The 17,075-nt window shown below is 71.2% G+C and carries 20 protein-coding genes; 9 read left to right on the top strand and 11 right to left on the bottom strand.

All coding sequences use genetic code 11. The features are described 5' to 3' along the window. Positions 1–3: 3 nt before the first annotated feature. The 4 genes from ACFZDI_RS26510 to ACFZDI_RS26495 form a co-directional block, all read right to left on the bottom strand. Positions 4–573 carry a hypothetical protein gene (locus tag ACFZDI_RS26510; RefSeq protein ID WP_391253743.1) on the bottom strand — a complete coding sequence of 190 codons (570 nt, stop codon included), beginning with the start codon at positions 571–573 and terminating at the stop codon, positions 4–6. A 13-nt stretch (positions 574–586) separates the two neighbouring features. After that, positions 587–1,390, bottom strand: a complete 804-nt coding sequence (locus ACFZDI_RS26505) for a hypothetical protein (RefSeq protein WP_391253741.1) — start codon at positions 1,388–1,390, stop codon at positions 587–589. 250 nt (positions 1,391–1,640) lie between these two features. Further along, positions 1,641–1,823 (bottom strand): DUF397 domain-containing protein, encoded by a 183-nt coding sequence (locus tag ACFZDI_RS26500; RefSeq protein WP_372486701.1) that lies wholly within the window; start codon positions 1,821–1,823, stop codon positions 1,641–1,643. Beyond that, the gene (locus ACFZDI_RS26495; protein WP_391253739.1) at positions 1,816–2,655 is read right to left on the bottom strand and encodes a Scr1 family TA system antitoxin-like transcriptional regulator; all 840 of its coding nucleotides are present in this window, start codon (positions 2,653–2,655) and stop codon (positions 1,816–1,818) included. Before ACFZDI_RS26495 ends, ACFZDI_RS26500 begins: the two co-directional genes overlap by 8 nt. A gap of 114 nt (positions 2,656–2,769) precedes the next feature. Here ACFZDI_RS26495 and ACFZDI_RS26490 point away from each other — a divergent pair, with 114 nt between their 5' ends. The 5 genes from ACFZDI_RS26490 (at position 2,770) to ACFZDI_RS26470 (ending at position 7,298) form a co-directional block, all read left to right on the top strand. Next, entirely contained in the window at positions 2,770–3,015 is a 246-nt protein-coding gene (locus tag ACFZDI_RS26490; protein WP_391253908.1) for a hypothetical protein, read from the top strand. A gap of 135 nt (positions 3,016–3,150) precedes the next feature. Beyond that, entirely contained in the window at positions 3,151–5,181 is a 2,031-nt protein-coding gene (locus ACFZDI_RS26485; RefSeq protein ID WP_391253737.1) for a hypothetical protein, read from the top strand. Between the two features lie 92 nt (positions 5,182–5,273). Next, on the top strand, positions 5,274–5,915 hold the full coding sequence (locus ACFZDI_RS26480; RefSeq protein WP_391253735.1) for a hypothetical protein: 642 nt from the start codon (positions 5,274–5,276) through the stop codon (positions 5,913–5,915). Between the two features lie 50 nt (positions 5,916–5,965). Continuing rightward, positions 5,966–6,502 (top strand): VOC family protein, encoded by a 537-nt coding sequence (locus ACFZDI_RS26475; RefSeq protein WP_234850608.1) that lies wholly within the window; start codon positions 5,966–5,968, stop codon positions 6,500–6,502. Then, the gene (locus tag ACFZDI_RS26470) at positions 6,495–7,298 is read left to right on the top strand and encodes a TipAS antibiotic-recognition domain-containing protein (RefSeq protein WP_391253732.1); all 804 of its coding nucleotides are present in this window, start codon (positions 6,495–6,497) and stop codon (positions 7,296–7,298) included. Before ACFZDI_RS26475 ends, ACFZDI_RS26470 begins: the two co-directional genes overlap by 8 nt. A 42-nt stretch (positions 7,299–7,340) precedes the next feature. On the opposite strand, the gene murQ is transcribed toward ACFZDI_RS26470, so the two are convergent. Together murQ and ACFZDI_RS26460 are read right to left on the bottom strand one after the other, a co-directional pair. Further along, complete coding sequence (gene murQ, locus ACFZDI_RS26465; RefSeq protein ID WP_234850606.1) at positions 7,341–8,273, bottom strand: N-acetylmuramic acid 6-phosphate etherase; 933 nt, start codon at positions 8,271–8,273, stop codon at positions 7,341–7,343. 46 nt (positions 8,274–8,319) lie between these two features. Then, positions 8,320–9,255: a MurR/RpiR family transcriptional regulator gene (locus ACFZDI_RS26460; RefSeq protein ID WP_234850605.1), complete on the bottom strand. Its 936-nt coding sequence runs from the start codon at positions 9,253–9,255 to the stop codon at positions 8,320–8,322. A 55-nt stretch (positions 9,256–9,310) separates the two neighbouring features. Here ACFZDI_RS26460 and ACFZDI_RS26455 point away from each other — a divergent pair, with 55 nt between their 5' ends. After that, positions 9,311–9,694, top strand: coding sequence for a hypothetical protein (locus ACFZDI_RS26455; protein ID WP_234850604.1), 384 nt, complete (start codon positions 9,311–9,313; stop codon positions 9,692–9,694). A gap of 7 nt (positions 9,695–9,701) precedes the next feature. Then, a complete protein-coding gene (locus tag ACFZDI_RS26450) occupies positions 9,702–9,989 on the top strand; it encodes a DUF4031 domain-containing protein (RefSeq protein ID WP_234850603.1) in 288 nt (95 codons plus the stop codon). Here ACFZDI_RS26450 and ACFZDI_RS26445 read toward each other — a convergent pair. Both ACFZDI_RS26445 and ACFZDI_RS26440 read right to left on the bottom strand, forming a co-directional pair. After that, positions 9,959–11,014 carry a GNAT family N-acetyltransferase gene (locus tag ACFZDI_RS26445; RefSeq protein WP_391253900.1) on the bottom strand — a complete coding sequence of 352 codons (1,056 nt, stop codon included), beginning with the start codon at positions 11,012–11,014 and terminating at the stop codon, positions 9,959–9,961. The two genes, ACFZDI_RS26450 and ACFZDI_RS26445, sit on opposite strands and share 31 nt — an antisense overlap. A 34-nt stretch (positions 11,015–11,048) precedes the next feature. Then, positions 11,049–11,711 (bottom strand): hypothetical protein, encoded by a 663-nt coding sequence (locus ACFZDI_RS26440; protein ID WP_234850602.1) that lies wholly within the window; start codon positions 11,709–11,711, stop codon positions 11,049–11,051. A gap of 47 nt (positions 11,712–11,758) precedes the next feature. On the opposite strand from ACFZDI_RS26440, the gene ACFZDI_RS26435 reads away from it, so the two are divergent. Next, complete coding sequence (locus ACFZDI_RS26435; RefSeq protein WP_234850601.1) at positions 11,759–12,439, top strand: maleylpyruvate isomerase family mycothiol-dependent enzyme; 681 nt, start codon at positions 11,759–11,761, stop codon at positions 12,437–12,439. A 377-nt stretch (positions 12,440–12,816) separates the two neighbouring features. Continuing rightward, positions 12,817–13,509, top strand: coding sequence for a copper homeostasis protein CutC (locus tag ACFZDI_RS26430; protein ID WP_391253729.1), 693 nt, complete (start codon positions 12,817–12,819; stop codon positions 13,507–13,509). A gap of 31 nt (positions 13,510–13,540) precedes the next feature. Here ACFZDI_RS26430 and ACFZDI_RS26425 read toward each other — a convergent pair whose 3' ends face one another. The 3 genes from ACFZDI_RS26425 to ACFZDI_RS26415 form a co-directional block, all read right to left on the bottom strand. Then, positions 13,541–14,281 (bottom strand): ATP-binding cassette domain-containing protein, encoded by a 741-nt coding sequence (locus tag ACFZDI_RS26425; protein ID WP_391253727.1) that lies wholly within the window; start codon positions 14,279–14,281, stop codon positions 13,541–13,543. Next, positions 14,278–16,377 carry a hypothetical protein gene (locus ACFZDI_RS26420; protein WP_391253726.1) on the bottom strand — a complete coding sequence of 700 codons (2,100 nt, stop codon included), beginning with the start codon at positions 16,375–16,377 and terminating at the stop codon, positions 14,278–14,280. Before ACFZDI_RS26420 ends, ACFZDI_RS26425 begins: the two co-directional genes overlap by 4 nt. A 73-nt stretch (positions 16,378–16,450) precedes the next feature. Beyond that, positions 16,451–16,744 (bottom strand): lactococcin 972 family bacteriocin, encoded by a 294-nt coding sequence (locus tag ACFZDI_RS26415; RefSeq protein ID WP_234850712.1) that lies wholly within the window; start codon positions 16,742–16,744, stop codon positions 16,451–16,453. Between the last annotated feature and the right edge of the window lie 331 nt (positions 16,745–17,075).

The raw sequence follows: 17,075 nt of genomic DNA, 5'->3' as shown, positions 1-17,075 counted from the left end.
GGGCTAGTGGTTGCCCATCGGCTCGATGTCGACCCGCACGGGTGTCCCCCACACCCGCAGCACCTCGTAGTCGGTGAACTCGTGCACCAGGCGGTACGCCATCGCGGCCCGGGGAGCCTTGCGCTGGGCCGCGATGAACAACTCCGCCTCGCGGCGGTCCCGGCGCGGGGTGCCGCACAGCTGCCAGGCCTGGCCGTTCCACAGCTCCGCCAGCCAGCGCTGCTGGGGCTGGGGGCGGTCGCCCCGCACGCCGTAGCGGGAGGGCGCGGGTTCGGCGGGCGGCTGCTGGGGGGCGGGGCCGTTGAATTCCGCCCGGCGGGCCGCCCTGCGCCGCGTCTCGCACAGCAGGCACAGATCGGGCGCGGCCTCGTCGACGGGGCCGTTCGGATGCTCGGGACAGCGGGTACTGGGCGCGGCCGTCGTGACGCTGTCCTCCAGCAGGTCCAGCGCGCGCTTCAGATCGGCCTTGACCTCGTGCAGCTTGGCGTCCGGCGTGTCGGCGGAGAGTGCTTCGCCGTGCTCCCCGAGGAGCCGGAGGGCGCGGCCTAGGGCGGTCAGCTGGGCGTGGTTCATGGGTCCATTGTCCTCAGTCGGCGTCACCGCGGCGGCGCAGGGACATCGCAACGCGGATCTGGGCCGCGTGGTCGTGGACCGCGGGGGCGGAAAGGGGTGCAGCGGGTTGCGCGGGGGCGTGTTCGCCCCGGCAGGCGCTGCAACGCCCTCCTGGCAGGGTTTCCGGACGGCCCGGGGCGCCGCAGTTCGCGCACTCCAGGATCCTCAGGGGTGGGCGTGGGGCGGGTGGGGGCGGGAGTTTGCTGGTCAGGCGGGTGCGGACCAAGGCGGCGGGGTGATGGACGGGCGTCGGCAGGCCGGCCGTGAGCGCACGCAGGACGTCGTTCTCCGAGGCGCCCCGTTCGAACCAGTCCGCCACGAGGGGAGCGAGCGTCGCGCAGTCCGCCTCGGAGAGGGACAGCACGGGTGCCGTGCGGCCGAGGGCGGCCAGGAGGATGTGAGCCCGGGAGCGGGTGGGGCGTGCCGCCTGCCGCGGTACGTCGCCGCGGGTGAAGGCGGCCCACCAGTCGTCATCCCGTGCGGTGCGGGACCACCACGATCGGGTGATCCACCGGGAGCTGCCGTCGTCGGCCGTGATGCACTCCCGGCCGCGGCGCAGGTGGCCCGCCTGCTGGATGCGGTTGAGGGCGGTGCCGAGGGCGCACTGGCCGTACGGGAGCTGTTTGGCCAGCGTCTTCACCGAGATGTGCGCGCCGTCGGGGAGCCGGTCGACGTAGGCGGCGATGGCGGCTTCGCGGGGCGGGAGGTGACTGAAGTCGTGTTGTGCGCACGGGGGTTGGCTGGGTGTCGTGCGTTTGCCGTAGCCCGGGTTGGCCATCGGGTGCGCAGAAGGGATGCCGGCACTAAAGTTGGCGTCAGCCATGGGATCGACTGCTTTCGATCTCGATGGTTAAGCCCCCGCAGGTGTTGGCGCACCGGGCGGGGGCTGTTGCTTGTCCAGGAACGTCAGAGGCGGGTGACTGTCCGTGGCAAACCGGCGGCGTCACGTCAACTCTCCGGGTGGGAGGGCGGGTTGAGTCCCTCCACCCGTTCCTTGAAAAGAGGGCTCGAAGCCCGGATCCCGAAGCTCAGGCCGTCTCGTCCTTGAGGTTCTCGACGAAAGCGGACCAGGCGGTGGCCCGGAACACGAGCTTCGGGCCTTCGGGGTTCTTGGAGTCGCGAACCGGGATGACATCAGGGATTGCCCGGGTGACTTCCAGGCAGTTGTCGCCGCTCCCGCCGCTGTAGCTGGACTTGTACCACTCAGGCATGTTCCTCATGGTCGTAATCCTGCGTCATCGCTTCGAGCAGGGCTAGAGACTTCTTCGGCGAGAGTGCGGAGGCAGCGAGGAACTCGTAGTAGAAGCGGTACTCCGCGACGGTGGCGGGGTCGTCGTCCAGTCGCCCGGTGCCGACGCCTTCCAGGTATGCCAGCGGAGGCGCGTCGGTGAAGTCCATCAGCTTGACGCACCCTTGCATGGCGGGGTGCGCCCCCGCATCGAACGGCAGCACCTGCACGATGGTCCGGCTGCGGCGGGCCAGGTCGATGATGTGGCGCAGAGCCTCCGCCATCACATGCGGCCCGCCCGTCACCCGGCGCAACGCCGACTCGTCAATGACGGCCCACAACAAGGGCTTTGTTGGATCGTCGAGGATGTGGGTCCGCTCCATACGGGTGGCCACCCTCTTCTCGATCTCCTCATCCGGTGCCGTCGGCTGATACGCGCGGCACACTGCGCGGGCGTAGGCGGGGGTCTGGAGCAGGCCGGGGATCAGCATCGATGCGAACTCCCTGATAGCCGTGGCCCGGGCCTCCGCCTCCGCCGCCTCCGCGAAGTGCTCCGGATACTTCGACTTCGCCGCCGCCCCACAGTTCCGCGAGAAGAAATCCCCCGTCCCCAACTCCTCGTCCAGTAAACGGGCGTACTCCGCCTGTAGCCTCCGTGTCCCCGCCTCCAGCTGGCCGATGAACGACCCGCTCACGAACAGCCGTTGGCCCAGTTCCTCCTGGCTCAGGCCGGCCTTCTCACGGGCGTGGCGGAGTTCCGCGCCCAGGAGGGCCCGGGGGGAGGAGGACGGGTCGAGGTCCCTGGAGCCGGGCATGGGCAACTCCTCGTCTCACACATCGGGTTGTTGGACCGCCGTATCTGGCCAGGTTAGGGACATGCCGGACACGCTGTGTGGTGAATCATCGACTCAGCGTGGAGGTAGGAAAAGGTGCGTTCGACCGAAGAAGTCGTGCAGTCGCTGCGGGACGCCCTCGCCGGGGTCGGGGTCGTGCTGCCGTCGCTGGGCGTCGACCCCGTGACCGGCGCGAGCGACGAGCCGTTCGCGCTGGTCGACCTGGGACGGTGCAACGTCCGGACGGCCGAGCACCTCACCGAGGTCCTGCGCTCGCTGCCCGTGCAGGAGACGCTGCGGGCCCGTGTGCGGCAGGTCAACCGGGAGCCGAAGTCACGGTGAAGTAATGGCCAACGGTAGGGGTACAACCATTCGCCCCTCGCCGCCGTCGAACAGGCGTATCGCGCATACACCGGCGTTCGCCCCACCGCTCGCCACTCCGGAAATCTCATCCTTTCCCCAGAGGAATGCTGTCTTATGACGTTCCGTTGGCTGTGCGGTGTCCTGCGTGTGCGCGGGAAGACCGACCTTCTGCTCGTGTTCCTGTTCGCCGCCGGATTCGCCGCGTTGCCCGTCTTCGCGCTGCTCCCGTCGCTGTGGGGCTTCGCCGTCGCCTCGGCGGTGACGTACGCCGTCGACGAGGTGCTGCACACCCGCTCACCCGCCTTCGTGCGGCGGCTGGCCGCGTTGCAGCTGACCCGCACGATGCGGTTCGCCGTGCGGACGGTGATGCTGCTCGCGCTGGCCGACCGGATGGACGCGCCGGGCGCGGTCCTGGTGGCCGCACTGGCCGTGTTCGCCGCCCACTTCACCCTGGTGGTGCTGTACACGGCGGTGCACCACGCGATCCGGCGGCGGCGCACGCTGCCGGTCGTGGTGCGCAACCTCGACATGAGCGGGGCGGGCATTGCGCAGTCGCCCCCCGCGCTCCTGTACCGGCGGTTCCTGCGCAAGCTGCTGCACCTGGACCTGCCCGCCCACGCGGGGCTGCTCGTCGCGCTCGCGGTGGGGTCCTGGCAGCCCGCCGGGATCGGATTCGCGCTCACCGCCGGGCTCGCGGTCGCGGCCGTGACCGCGCTGCTGGGGCAGCTGCGCCGGGCCCGCCGGATGCCGTCGGGCGACGAGGTGATCGCCGAGCTCAACCGCCAACTCGCCGGTTACCGGCCGGAGGTGGCGCTCTACTTCAGTTTCGCGTCGGTGTCCCGGGACTTCATGTACCAGGTCAACATGTGGATCGAGACGCTGGAGCAGCTGGACCGGCGGCCGTTGATCATCCTGCGGGAGCGGGCCTCGTTCCGCCACCTCAGCCGTACGTCGATCCCGGTCGTGTGCGTGCCGAAGGCCGACGACGTGGCGCAGCTGGAGCTGCCCGAGCTGCGGGTCGTGCTCTACCCGGGCAACGCGGGCAAGAACGTGCACATGCTGCGCGTCGCCGAGGCCAAGCACGTGTTCATCGGGCACGGCGACAGCGACAAGCTCGCCAGCAGCAACCGGGTCAGCAAGGTGTACGACGAGATCTGGGTGGCCGGGCGGGCCGGGCGCGACCGCTACCAGCGGGTGCGGCACGCCATCAGCGACTCGGCGATCGTCGAGGTGGGCCGTCCGCAGCTGTCGTCGATCCGGCTGCACGCCGACCACGTGCCGGGGCCGCTTCCGACCGTGCTGTACGCGCCGACCTGGGAGGGCTGGAGCGACGACGACTGCCATACGTCCCTGATCCCGATGGGTGTGCCGCTGGTCGAGAAGCTGCTCGCCCAGAACGTACGGGTCCTCTACAAACCGCATCCCCTCACCGGCAAGCGCTCGCGTGCGGCGGCCGAGGCGGACCGGGCGATCCGGGAGCTGCTGCGTGCCGACAACGAGCGGCGGAACGGGGCCGCCGGGCAGGCCGCGCTCGCCGCCGCCCGGCCTCGGCTCGCCGAGATACGGGCCCGGCTCGGCGAGTTGTCGGGGCGGCTCGCCGGTGACGACGCACAGCAGACGCGCGAGGCGCGGGTCGCGGGCCCGGACGGGGCGGCGGAGTGGCACGAGCTGCGTGCCGCCTGGCACCGGATCTTCTGGGAGAGCCGCGGCCGCGTCGCCCACCAGGTGATCACGCAGCAACTGCCGTCGCTGTACGAGTGCTTCGACCAGGCCGACATCCTCATCAGCGATGTGTCGTCCGTGGTCGCGGACTTCGTGGCGAGCCTCAAGCCGTACGTGCTGACCAACGCCGACGGCCTGACCGACGAGGCCTTCCGGGCCGCCTACACCACCGCCGGGGGCGCCTACCTCCTCGACCGGGACTGCGACCGGCTGCCGGAGATCCTCGACGCGGTGCGCGAGCCGCGCCACGACCCGATGGCCCCCGAGCGCCGGATCCTCAAGGAGTACGTCCTGGGCCCGGACCGCCCCAGCTCGACACAGCGGTTCAACGCCGCCGTCAACGCCCTGGCGGAGAAGGCCGCGACGGAGCAGGAGGAGCGCTGCGAGGGGAGGCAGCCGCTGGTCGCCGGGCTTCCGGGCTGATAGGCCGATCCGCCTCCGGTCGGCTGCGGCGTGGCCCGCTTGGATATCGTGGCGGGCGCCAACGCACGTTCGAGCGACAGGGGATCGGGACCATGAGCGCGTCCGGTACGGCGGTGTCGGCCGACGGAGCCGGAGGGGCGGGGACCTCGCGGCCCGCTCCGTCCGGCGGACGCAAGACCGTCAGCTCCGTGCTGTGGGCCGTGCTGGTGCCCGCGCTGCTCCTCCTCGGCGCCGCCCTCGGGCAGTGGACGACCTGGGCGGGAGTCGTCGTCGCCCTGGCGGTCATCGCGGTCGCCGCCTGCGTCATCGGCGGCTCCTGGCACCGGGCCGGGGCGGCGACGCTCGTCTCCTTCGGCGGCTTCGCGCTGATGCTGTTCGCCGGGCCCGCCGCGTACGAGGCGTACATGAACACCGCCGGAGAGCCCGTCGACGCCGTGGTCACCCAGGTGGTCGACCGGGACCAGCGGCGCGGGCCGGACATGTCCTGCACGGTCCGGGAGCTCGGCGGGAAGCGGACCACGTACGAGGTGTCCCAGCAGGAGAACTGCTTCGGCCAGGCCCGGCCCGGTGTCCGCGTGGAGATCCGCAAGGACCCGCTCGGGCTGCTCGACCCCCGCCTGCCCGACAGCCCCGACCAGCGCAACACCACGGAGATCACCCTCGCGATCACCGCCGCGCTGACGCTGCTCGTCGCCGGGGGCACCTTCTACGGCGGGCAGCGCCGCCGGGGCTGAGTCGCGCACCGGCTTGACCCTCACGCTGCGGGAGGCCGGAGGGTGGGTGCATGAGCGACCACTACAACGCGTTCGAGATGAGCCCCGTGCCCGCCCCCGGCCCCGACGCCGTCGCGCCGGAGCCATTCCGCGGGATCTACGGGATGCCCGCGTTCGTGACGATCCCCACGAGTGATCTGGCCGCTTCGGTGGACTTCTGGGTCCGCGGGCTCGGGTTCTTCGAACTGTTCGGCATTCCCGGCAGGCTGGTGCACCTGCGCCGGTGGGCGTTCCAGGACGTCCTGCTCGTCGCGGCGGAGAGCGTTCCCGAGCGGGCGCCGGCGATGAGCGTCAGCTTCGCGTGCGTGCTCGGCGAGGTCGATTCCGTCGCCGAGTCCTGCCGCGCGCTGCGGCCGGACTCGGTCGACGGCCCCCGGGACACTCCCTGGACCACCCGCGACGTGGAGGTGATCACGCCGGAGAACGCACGGATCGTGCTCACCGCGGCCAAGCCGTTCGACCCGGACAGTCAGGAGGCGAAGGACCTTGCGGCAGTCGGCATCACCCCACCGGGCGCCGGTCGCGGCGACCATGGGGAGCATGCCTGAAGTCACCGATGTCGACGGTCTGACCGTCGGTCAGCTCTCGGCCCGGCTGGGCGTGACGGTGCGCGCGCTGCACCACTGGGACGAGATCGGCCTGGCGCGTCCGTCCCTGCGGACCGCCGCCGGGTACCGGCTCTACACCGCCGCCGACCTGGAACGCCTGCACCGCATCGTCGTCTACCGGGAGGTCGGCCTCGGCCTGGACAGGATCGGGGCCGTCCTGGACGACGCGAGCGCGGACGTGCCCGGCGCGCTGCGGGCGCAGAAGTCCCAGGTCGCCGAGCGGATCGAGCGCCTGAAGCAGCTCAGCGCCGGACTGGACCGGATGATCGACGCCCATGAGCGGGGCCTGCTGCTGACCGTGGAGCAGCAGGCCGCGATCTTCGGGCCCGAGTGGGACCCGGACTGGCCCGCCAAGGCCCGCCGGCGCTACGGGCCCACCACGCAGTGGCAGCAGTACGCCGAACGTTCGGCCTCCCGGACCCCGGAGGAATGGCAGGCCGTCGCCGACACGGTGGCCGCCCTCGACCGGGCCCTCGGGGAGGCGATGGACTCCGGTGTCACCGCGGGCAGCCCGCAGGCGCACCGGCTCGTGGAGCGGCACCGTGAGGTGTTCGCCGCGTACTTCCCCCTCACCCGGCAGATGCAGGTCTGCCTCTGGCGCATGTACGAGGACGACCCGGGCTTCGCCGCCCACTACGACGGCGTCCGCCCCGGCCTCGCCGCGTGGTTCCGCCGGATCGTGGACGCCGACGCCCGGGCGCACGGCATCGACCCGGACACCGCGACCTGGGAGTAGCGCGCGGACCGGGAGGGTGGTGCGGGGCGGGCGGCGGCCGGGTCAGTCGGTCGCCGCCAGCGCCGCCCGCAGGTGCCCGCCGGACTCCTCCAGGAGGCGGGCCGCCGTCGGGCCGTCCACGTCGGCCAGGAGGGTCAGGATGGCGTTCTTCACCTCGCCGTCGGTGGCGGCCAGGGCGCGTTCGATCTCGTCGTCGGGGGCGCCGGTGGCGAGGGCGACGATGCGGTGGGAGCGGGCGCGGAGCTTGTCGTTGGAGGCACGGACGTCGACCATCAGGTTCCCGTACGTCTTGCCCAGCCGGATCATCGTGATCGTCGAGATCATGTTGAGGACGAGCTTCTGCGCCGTGCCGGACTTCAGGCGGGTGGAGCCGGTGAGCAGTTCGGGACCGACGACGATCTCGATGCCGTGGTCGGCTGCGGCCGCGAGCGGACTGCCGGGGTTGCAGGCGAGGCCGACGGTGAGGGAGCCGCGGGCGCGGGCGTGCTCCACCGCGCCGATGGCGTACGGCGTGCGGCCGGAGGCGGAGATGCCGACCACCGTGTCGTCGGGCGTCAGGGCGAGGGCGTCCAGGTCCGCCCGGGCCAGTTCGCGGGAGTCCTCCGCGCCCTCGACCGAGGTGACCACGGCGTCCGGGCCGCCCGCGATCAGGCCGACGACCCTGGCGGGGTCGGTGTTGAACGTGGGCGGGCACTCGGAGGCGTCCAGGATGCCCAGCCGGCCCGCCGTGCCCGCGCCCGCGTAGACCAGACGGCCGCCCCGGGCCATCCGCTCCGCGACGGCGTCGATCGCGGCGGCGATCCGCGGCAGCCGTTCGCCGACCGCCCCGGCCACCGTGGCGTCCTCGCCGTTCATCAGCCGGGCGATGTCGAGGGTGGGCAGCCGGTCGATGTCCGCGAGCTCCGGCCGGAAGGCCTCGGTGGTCAGGGACTCCAACTCGGTCCTGAGGTCACGGGGGTGGGAGGTGGAGGTCATGGACGGCTCTTTCCGTGTCTTTCCGGTGCTGGGCGGGGCGGCTGCCTCAGGAACGGTGCCGGTGGGCCAGCGCCTCGTACGACGCCGACAGCGCCGGCGCCGCCTTCTCGTACGTCCGCTGCGCCACCCCCACGAACAGGCAGTCCACCACGAGGAGCTGACCCGTCCGGGACGACATGGCCGCCGGGCGCAGCTCGCTCTCCCGTGCGGTGGACGTGGTGAGGACGTGGTCGGCGTACTGCGTGACCGGGCCGTCGGGGCGGCCGGTGATCGCCACCGTCGTCGCCCCGCGCTCGAAGGCCACCCGCAGCGGCTCTATGACGTCCCCCGTCGAGCCGGAGTGCGTGATGGCGATCGCCACATCGCCCGCGCGCAGTTGCACGGCGTTGGTGACGGCCAGGTGCGGGTCGCTGTGGGCGTGCGCGAGCATCCCTATGCGCAGCAGCTTCTGTGTGAGGTCCTGGGCGACCAGGCCGGACGCCCCGACCCCGTACACATCGGTGCGGCGGGCCGTGGACAGCGCGGTGACGGCCGCGCCCAGTTGGACGGTGTCGAGACCGGCGGCGGTGTCGGCGAGGGTCTGCTGCTCGTCGTAGGCGAGCTTGGCGACCACGTCGGCGATCGGGTCGTCCACCGCGATGTCCGTCGTGATGGCCGGGGCGCGGCCCGACTGCTGCTGCGCGGCGAGCCCGGCGAGGGCCAGGCGCAGGTCCCGGTAACCCGGATAGCCCAGCAGGCGTGCGGTGCGTACGACCGTGGCCTCGCTGGTGCCGGTGAGCTCGGCGAGGCCCGTGACCGTGAGGGCCGCGCAGCCGGCCGGGTCGCCCGCGACGGCCTCGGCGACGCGCTGCATGGAACGCGTCATCGACGGTCCCAGCGTGCGGACTTTGGCCGCGAGAGCGGCCGGCGCGGGCGGGGCGCCGCCCGCCCCCGAGGAGCCACCGCGCTCGCGGGCGAAAATTTCCTTCACGTCTCGGGTCACGCTTGAAAGATATTTTCGGCGCGGCGTTCGGGTCAAGAGTGCGCACAATGGATGCATGGATCCCATCAGCCCCCTGGAGCAGGCGCTGCACGCCGCGCGCGCCCTCGTGCTGGCCGACCTCGTCGCGGGCCGCGTCGCCGACGCGGATGTCGTCTCCCTGGTCGAGGAGTCCGTCAAGCAGCGGCGGTGGTGGGTCGAGCAGTGGCCCGAGGGCGCCCGGTACGTGGCCGGCCTGGTCGCGCAGGACGTCCAGGACGCCCTGCTGGAGCGCTACGGCCGCTGGCCGCTGTGCCCCGTGTGCGGCACCGGCGACCCGCACGCCCTCGACGTCGAACCGGAGTTGGGGCCCGACCCGCACTGGGTGTGCAGCGAGGCGGGTGTGAAGGTCGCCGCGGTGGGGTCGCTGGGCGAGGCCATCGGCGGTCCGGCGTCCTCGTGAGGCCCGCGTGACGATCTACATCGACCCGCCGACCTGGCCCGGCCACGGCCGCCTGTGGTCCCACCTGATCAGCGACGTCTCCTACGACGAACTGCACACCTTCGCCGCGGCCCTGGGCGTCCCCCGCCGGGCCTTCGAACGCGACCACTACGACATCCCCGAGCAGCGCTACGCCGACGCGGTGCGGGCCGGGGCGGTGGAGGTCGGCAGCCGCGAGGTGGTGCGGCTGCTGCACGCGGCGGGGCTGCGGCGGCCCAAGGGGCGCTATCCCTCGTGCGGTTCGCGCAGCTCGTAGGTCAGGTGCTCGGGGTCCTCGGCGACCTGGGTGAACCCGGCGCGCGTGAGCACGTTCTGCGACGGTGTGTTGTCCCGCTCGACGTTCGCGACGACGGTCCGCACCTCCGGCCGCCCCAGCGCCCACCGCGACAGCGCGCGCAGCGCCTCGGTGGCGTAGCCGTGGCCGCGGGCGCCCTCGACCAGGTCGTAGCCGACCTCGATGCGCCCCTCCGGGTCCGGGACGCTGTGGAAGCCCATGGCGCCGATCGCGCGGTCGTCCTCGCGCCGGACCAGCACGTACATGCCCCACTCCGGCCGGTGGACGCCGTCCTCGTACTGCTTGTACACCAGCCCCGCGCCGACCCGGGTGCCGTCGATCGGGCCGCCCTCGACCCACGCGAAGCCGCCGTCGCCGACCGTGGACAGGTCGGTGGCCGCCGCCGGGGTGGCGCCCTCCAGGGTGAGCCGCTCGGTGCCGATCACCAGGTTGTTGTTCCAGCGCCACTCGGTGAGCGGGGCACGGCCGGCCAGTTCCCCGCGGCCGGTCGCCCACAGCAGGGTCGCCCACGGGGTGGGCCCCGGCTGGACGTGCGGGAAGATCCGGGTGAGCACGAAGTCGCACAGCCCGGGCGCCGGCTCGTACGCCACGCCCAGCCCCTCGGCGATGTCGTGCGTGTGCAGCAGCACCTCGGCCACGCCCATCGCGGCGAACCCCTCACGGTTCGCGCTGCGGAACGGGTACGGGTGGAAGGCCCGCACGTCACGCGGGGCGGTGCGAACCGCAGCGGCGAGCAGGGCCCCCGTCGTACGGATCACCTGCACCGCGCCGGCGTTGTCGGCGCCCTTCTCCAGCGACAGCTCGAACGGCGTGTACGCCTCCTGCTCCCGCCCCGCCAACTGACCCGCGTACGCGATGAGGTCCTCGGCGATGTGCACCGCCGTCTCCCGGCAGCTCCACTCCAGCCGCCCGGCCCGTACCCCTTCCCACTCCCGGTCGGCGACCGCCCCCAGCAGCCCCGCGCACTCGGCGACGGCCTGCTCCACCTGTTCCGCTCCCGTTGTCCACATGGTGGGCAGGCTACGAGGCGTCGTGGGGCGGGGGCGACAGCATTTCCAGCTCGGCGGTCAGGTTGTAGCGGGCCGTGGCCTCCCAGGCGGTGATGCCGTGGGGGGTCCTGAACAGGCGGGGCAGCTCCAGGAGTTGGCGGAGGATCGCGGCGCGGCCCGTGCGGAAGGCGTCGCTGGGGACGAAGTGGTACTCCTCGCGGACGGCGGTGGTGTACGCGGCGTACGCCGACGGGGGCGAAGCGAGGACCGAGAGGTCGGCGTCGCACAGGACCTGTCCGTCGGGGTCGTCGTCGGCGGGGTCGTGGGTGACGGTGAGGCGGACCAGGCGGGCCACCTCCGCGGTCTTCGCCTCGGGAACGCCGGCTTCCGCGAGGGCGCGTTCGGCGAGGCGGGCCGAGCGCTCCTCGTTCTCGGAGCGGTCGGGCAGGTAGACCGCGTCGTGGAACCAGGCCGCCAGCCGGACCACGTCCGGGTCGCGCGCGTACTTCCGGAGTTCGTCGACGCGGTCGAGGACCGCCGTGAGGTGCTCGACCGTGTGGTAGCGGCGCTGCGGCTCCTGCCAGCGGGCCAGCAGGTTGTCGGCGTACGGCGCCGGGTCCGGACCGCCGGCCGGGCCCCGGGCCGCTTCCAGGGCGCGGACGAAGCGGATGCGCAGGGAGTCGAGATCGGCCATGGGGGCATTCTCCCGCCGAGCGGGGTCGGGCACCTAGCGTGGGGTCCATGACGACTCCTGCTGATGTGCACGACGTACGGGACCCCGAGCAGCCCGGGCGGCTGCTCACGATCGAGCGTGACGCGCTGATCCCGCTGCTGCGGGGCCGGACCGGGGAGGACTTCGCCCGGCCGGTCGCCGCGTGCCCGGGCTGGACGGTGCGGGACGTGCTGGCGCACTGCTCGTCCGCGCTGACGCGGGTGGTGGAGGGCCGGTTCGAGGAGGGCGTGTTCTCACCCGAGTCCAACGACCGGGACATCGCGGAACGGGCCGGCTGGAGCGACGCGCAGGTCGTCGACGAGCTGGAGCGGGGGATGGGCGCGGCCGGGCCCGTGATCGCGCGGGCCGAGGGGAAGCTGGACATCCTCGCCGTGGGCGAGTGGGTGCACGCGGGGGACGTGCGCGAGACCTTCGGGGAGCCCGGGGCCTACGGCGGCGCCGGGCTGCCGGACGCGCTCGCGCTGCTCGCCCGGATCACCCGCGAGCGAGGGCACGTGCCGCTGCACGCCGACCTCGACGACCTGGACGAGCCGCTGCGGCTCGGCGAGAGCGGCGGCGAACGGCCCCCGGGCCGCTTCATCGGGGACGGGCCGACGCTCGTACGGCTGTACGCGGGGCGGCCGCTGGACGGGGCGCCGGCGTTCGAGCTGGCCGGGGTGGAGGCGAAGGAGCTGAACATCTTCGCCTGAGGCGCGCGCTCGGGGCGCGGGGTTCGGAGCTCGGGGTTCGGGGCCTGGGGCTCGGGGTTCCGAGCCTGGGGCTCGGGGCTCGGAGCCTGGCGCTCAGGGCTCAGGGCTCAGGGCATGGGGCCCGGGGTTTCGGCTGTCGGCTCCGGTCCTCGGGTTCGCGGTCCGGGGGCCTTGGGGGGCGGTTCCGCTCCTCGGCTCGGGGCTTCGTCCTCGGCTCGGGGCCGTCGCGCAAGGGGTTCAGGCGGCCGGCACCGTGGCCAGGCTTCGGCGTTCGTGTTCACGGCACGGGGCTTGGGGGTCGGCGTGAGTGGGCAGCGTAGGCTTTGATTGGACTAGACCTGTCATCGAACGCCGACGCATGCCGACGAAGGGGCCCCATGAGCAAGCGTGCAGTCCTGGAGGTGATCGCCCTCGACGTCGAGGACGCGGTCGCCGCCCAGGCGGGAGGCGCGGACCGCCTCGAGCTGGTCACCGACATGGCGGCCGACGGGCTCACCCCGTCGGCCGCCACGGTCACCGGGATCCGGCGGGCGGTCGACCTCTCCCTGCGGGTGATGATCCGGCTCGCGGACGGGTTCGCCGCGGGTGACGTCGGCCGGCTGACCGGCACGGCGGCCAAGCTGCGGGAGGCCGGGGCGGAGGAGTTCGTGCTGGGCTTCCTCGACGGAGGGGGAGCGGTCGATCTCGCTGCCGTGGAGCGGGTGGTGGGGGTGCTGGACGGATGCCCCTGGACGTTCCACCGGGCGATCGACCGGGCCGCCGACCGGGACGCCCTGCGCAAGCAGCTGGACGGGATGCCGGGGTTGGACACGTACCTGACCGCCGGATCGGCCCACGGGGTCGACGACGGGCTGCCCGTGCTGCTCGCCGAGGCGGGACGGTCGGGGGAACCCGGGTATGAGCAGCGGTTGCTGGTGGGGGGCGGGTTGCGGCTGGAGCATGTGCCGGTGCTGTCCAAGGCCGGGGTCGACGGGTTCCACATCGGCGGGGCGGCCCGCCCCGGGGGCTGGGACGAGCCGGTGTCGGCCGAAGCGGTCGCGACGTGGCGGGCGGCGTTGGACGCCCGTTGACGCCGTATCCCGGCTGCTGTTCGCGAACGGGTCAGTGGCCGGCCGAGGCCGGGGTGGCCACTTCGCGTGCCGGGGTGGTGGTGAACGAGGACTCGTGTACGGCGAAGACCGTGTCGCAGCGGTCCCGCACGGTGGCGTCATGGGTGGCGAGCACGACGGCGCATCCGGCCCCGCTCAACTCACGGAGTATGTCGATGACCACCTCGGTGTTGACGTCGTCGAGGGCGCCGGTGGGCTCGTCCGCGAGGACCAGCGCCGGGCGCTGGACCAAGAGCCGGGCCAAGGCCACGCGCTGTTGTTCGCCGCCGCTCAGACAGTGGATCCGTTCCTTGCCCCTGCCCCCGAGGCCCACCCGGTCGAGAGCCTCGTCGATGCCGGGACCGGCGCTGCCCGATCTCTTCCGCCGGGGTCCGACGGCCACGTCCAGGTTCTCCTGGACGGTCGCGTTCTCGATCAGGGCGTAGTGCTGAAACAGGTATCCGAGGGTGTCGCGACGGAACCGGCGGGTCTCACCTCTGCCGAAACGCGTGATGTCGTTTCCCTGGTAGCGGATCGCTCCTGTGGTCGGTCTGTCGAGCAGGCCGAGACAATTGAGAAGGGTGGACTTTCCTGATCCGCTCGGGCCGACGAGTGCGAGCATCTCACCCCGGCCGACGGTGAAGTCGACACCGTGCCACAAAACCCGTGACCCGAACGACTTGGACAGACCTTCCGCCTCGATCACAGCATTCTCCGAACCGAACGAGGGGCTTTTGGTGGTTGCAGGGCTCATGCCGCGGCCGCTCCTTCCTTCACGATACGGCGGTGGAAGAACGCGAGAGCGAGCAGCACGGCTCCGAATTCCACTGCAACCAGGGTCGTGATGACGCCGGCGTCCAGCGCGGTGAGATGGGTGGGTTGAAACGGCGTAGGTGCGCCGGCCGCCGCGTACTGTCTCAATTCCTTCTCCTGCTGCCACGCCTGGAAAGGAACCCGAGTGGCGAATATCGCGGCGATAGCCAGTTCCACGGCGAGAATGAAACGATGCGTGCTGACATATCTCCAGCCACTGATGTGGCGCGCGAAAATCGCCTGGGCGTTTCTGCGTGAGTAGATGAGGCAAACCCCGACGCCGGCGATGAGGAGAACGAGGGCGGAAACAATGAGATTGAAGACGTGAAGCCGTAGTTCGCTGACCGCGTTCCTGAGGTCCAAGGCGGTCTTCTGGCCGACGGGGCTGATTCCGCTGATATAGCTCTGCAGTTTGTTCGCCTTGATGCCGCTCAGTGCGTCATCGGGGTCAGGGAAGATCACTCCCGCTTGAGAGGCGTAGGTGGTGTATGCGTCGTGGGTGAGAAATCGCGAACCATTCGGTACGACGATGAGCACCGGGTCGCGCACCATGGACCTGTCCTCGTCGGGGCCGTGTCCGGAGTTGTAGACATAGGTGCCGGTGTTGTACCCGAAGAGGCGCTGTCCCGTTTTGCCCCTCAGCGCCTCGAGTGGGACGTTCTTGTTCTGACGTGAGCTCATGATCCTGGACGCCGTCTTCGTGATCACCGCTGTATGAGAAGCGAGAGAATCCGGGATGATGACCCGTATCGGTCGCGAGTCAGAAGCTGCGTCGTGCCCGGCTCCAGCGGTGTAGCGGCGCCCCGCCGGGTCCCGTACCGGCTGCGCGGCGAGGTACGTGTCGTTGACGATGAGGAACTCGCCGGACGGCAGACGGGCGCCGGGGGCGGAGGTCTGGAGGTCTCTGCGGCCGGCGAGGACGACCTGGCCGTCCCGGTCGGCCTGGCGCAACCAAGGCCCCACGTGCCGGTCCAGCTGTTCGGTGCGCAGGGCGAACGCGCCGCTGAGGCGGATCGAGACCGCCTCTCCCACCGTCTCGTAGACCTTCTGGTTGTCCAGGCGCATCAGCACGCCGCGGCCGGCGAGGGTGACGTTCGTGGCGATGCCGAGCGCGAGCAGGAGCGCGGGGATGCGTACGGCGTACACGCTGAGGGACGCCGCCCGTGCGGGCAGCTCGCCCTTGAGGGCCCGCAGTACGTCCACCTTGTAGGTCAGGGCGAGCACCGCCGCGTGGGCCGTGAGCACCAGGATGAGCAGGAGGACGGCCGCCACCGCGGCCACCACGGCGAACAGGCCGAGCCAGGCGAAGCCGTTGTAGAGGCCGAGCGAGATCAGCGTCACCGCCGTCACGGTGCCCGCTGCCGCGAGCCAGAAGAACGCCAGCTGTCGCAGGTCACGCAGGAGGATGCCGGTGAACGACATGCCCTGCATGCGGAGGATCCCGTACGTCTTGGCGTTGAGCAGCACGCTCGCGCCGGTGATCGTCACGGCCGCGAGTGCGACCACCCAGAAGGCCTGAAACAGCGGGTCTTCCGAGTACCGGGCGGTCAGCTCCGCGTACGACAAGGGGTGGGTCACGCTCGTGGTGAGACCCAGGCGATCGAGCTCGCCCACCAGCGCGTCCACGGTCGCGGCTGAGCCGAACACGTAGTAGGAGCCGCGAGGATCCAGTGCTCCGACCTCTGACATCGGGTGCACGCGCGTTGCGCGGTTCCTGCTGAACTGCGGATATCCCTCGTCCAGCCATCTCTCGGTCATGGCCGTGCCGACGGAAGTCACATAGAGATGCCGGAGGCCGTCGGGATTCATCATGTCGGGCATCTCGCGGGCTACCCCGACCCTGTACTCGGCCGCGATGTTTTCGACAGCCCGGACGACTTGGGCGCCGTTCTTCGACCCGTCGGAGTCGATCACTTCGACGAGTGCTGTGTTTCCTAGTATTCCGGTCTCATCCAGGCCGCGCACGAAAAGAAAAGACAGTGCTGCGGCGAAGGCGAGAACCGCGGCGTGGACGAATCTCGTGCCTCGATGCAGCATCTCTTACCGATCCGGTCAATCCATGAGGGAACAGCCGTGGGGGCGGGGAGCGCCCGCCCCCACAACTGAGTCGTCAGCAGCTGGGGTCGTAGTGGTACGAGATGGCGCCGCCGTTCTTCGTGCCCGACGCGAGGGACCACGGGCCCGGCGAAGTGCAGCCGCTCTTGAACGTCTGGCTGCCGATCTTCACGGACGACGAGTGCCAGTTCGACGCGTGCTTGAAGTTCGACCACGCCGAATTGGCACCCTGGTCGTAGCTCCACTTTCCGCCTGCCACGTCAACGGTGGTGGCGAGCGCCGGCGTGGCCGCAGCGAAAATGAGGGCCGCGGACGCGACGGCCGCCTTGACCACGTTCTTCTTGTGCATGGTGAATAACCTCTCACTGTGAGCTTTTCGTGAACTTGTCGTGTGCACCCCAAAGCTTGAACGGAAAGTGATCACGGCGCAACAGCTTGATCGTTTTCGGCTGCCGGTTGGCCGAAAAGCCATGGGTCGCGGAGAGATGGGTGTGGCGTGAATGGAGTGGGGGTGAATTCGGACAGTGGCGAGATTTCTACTGTCGCATGGGCCACAGAGGCAGGTGTGTTGGGGCAGGAGCCGGGATTCTTGGCTTATGGTGCTTCGGGTTGTGGCCGGTACTGATCACGGGAGTCGGCCTTCACCGCCAACTGTCCTCAGGAGCCCCCTACGTGTCGAC

Origin of the sequence: Streptomyces sp. NPDC007907, from assembly GCF_042959365.1 — a bacterium.
Classification (GTDB): Bacteria; Actinomycetota; Actinomycetes; order Streptomycetales; family Streptomycetaceae; genus Streptomyces; species Streptomyces indiaensis.
The sequence above is the reverse complement of the archived record's forward strand: the minus strand, read 5'-3'. Positions and strand labels throughout refer to the sequence as shown.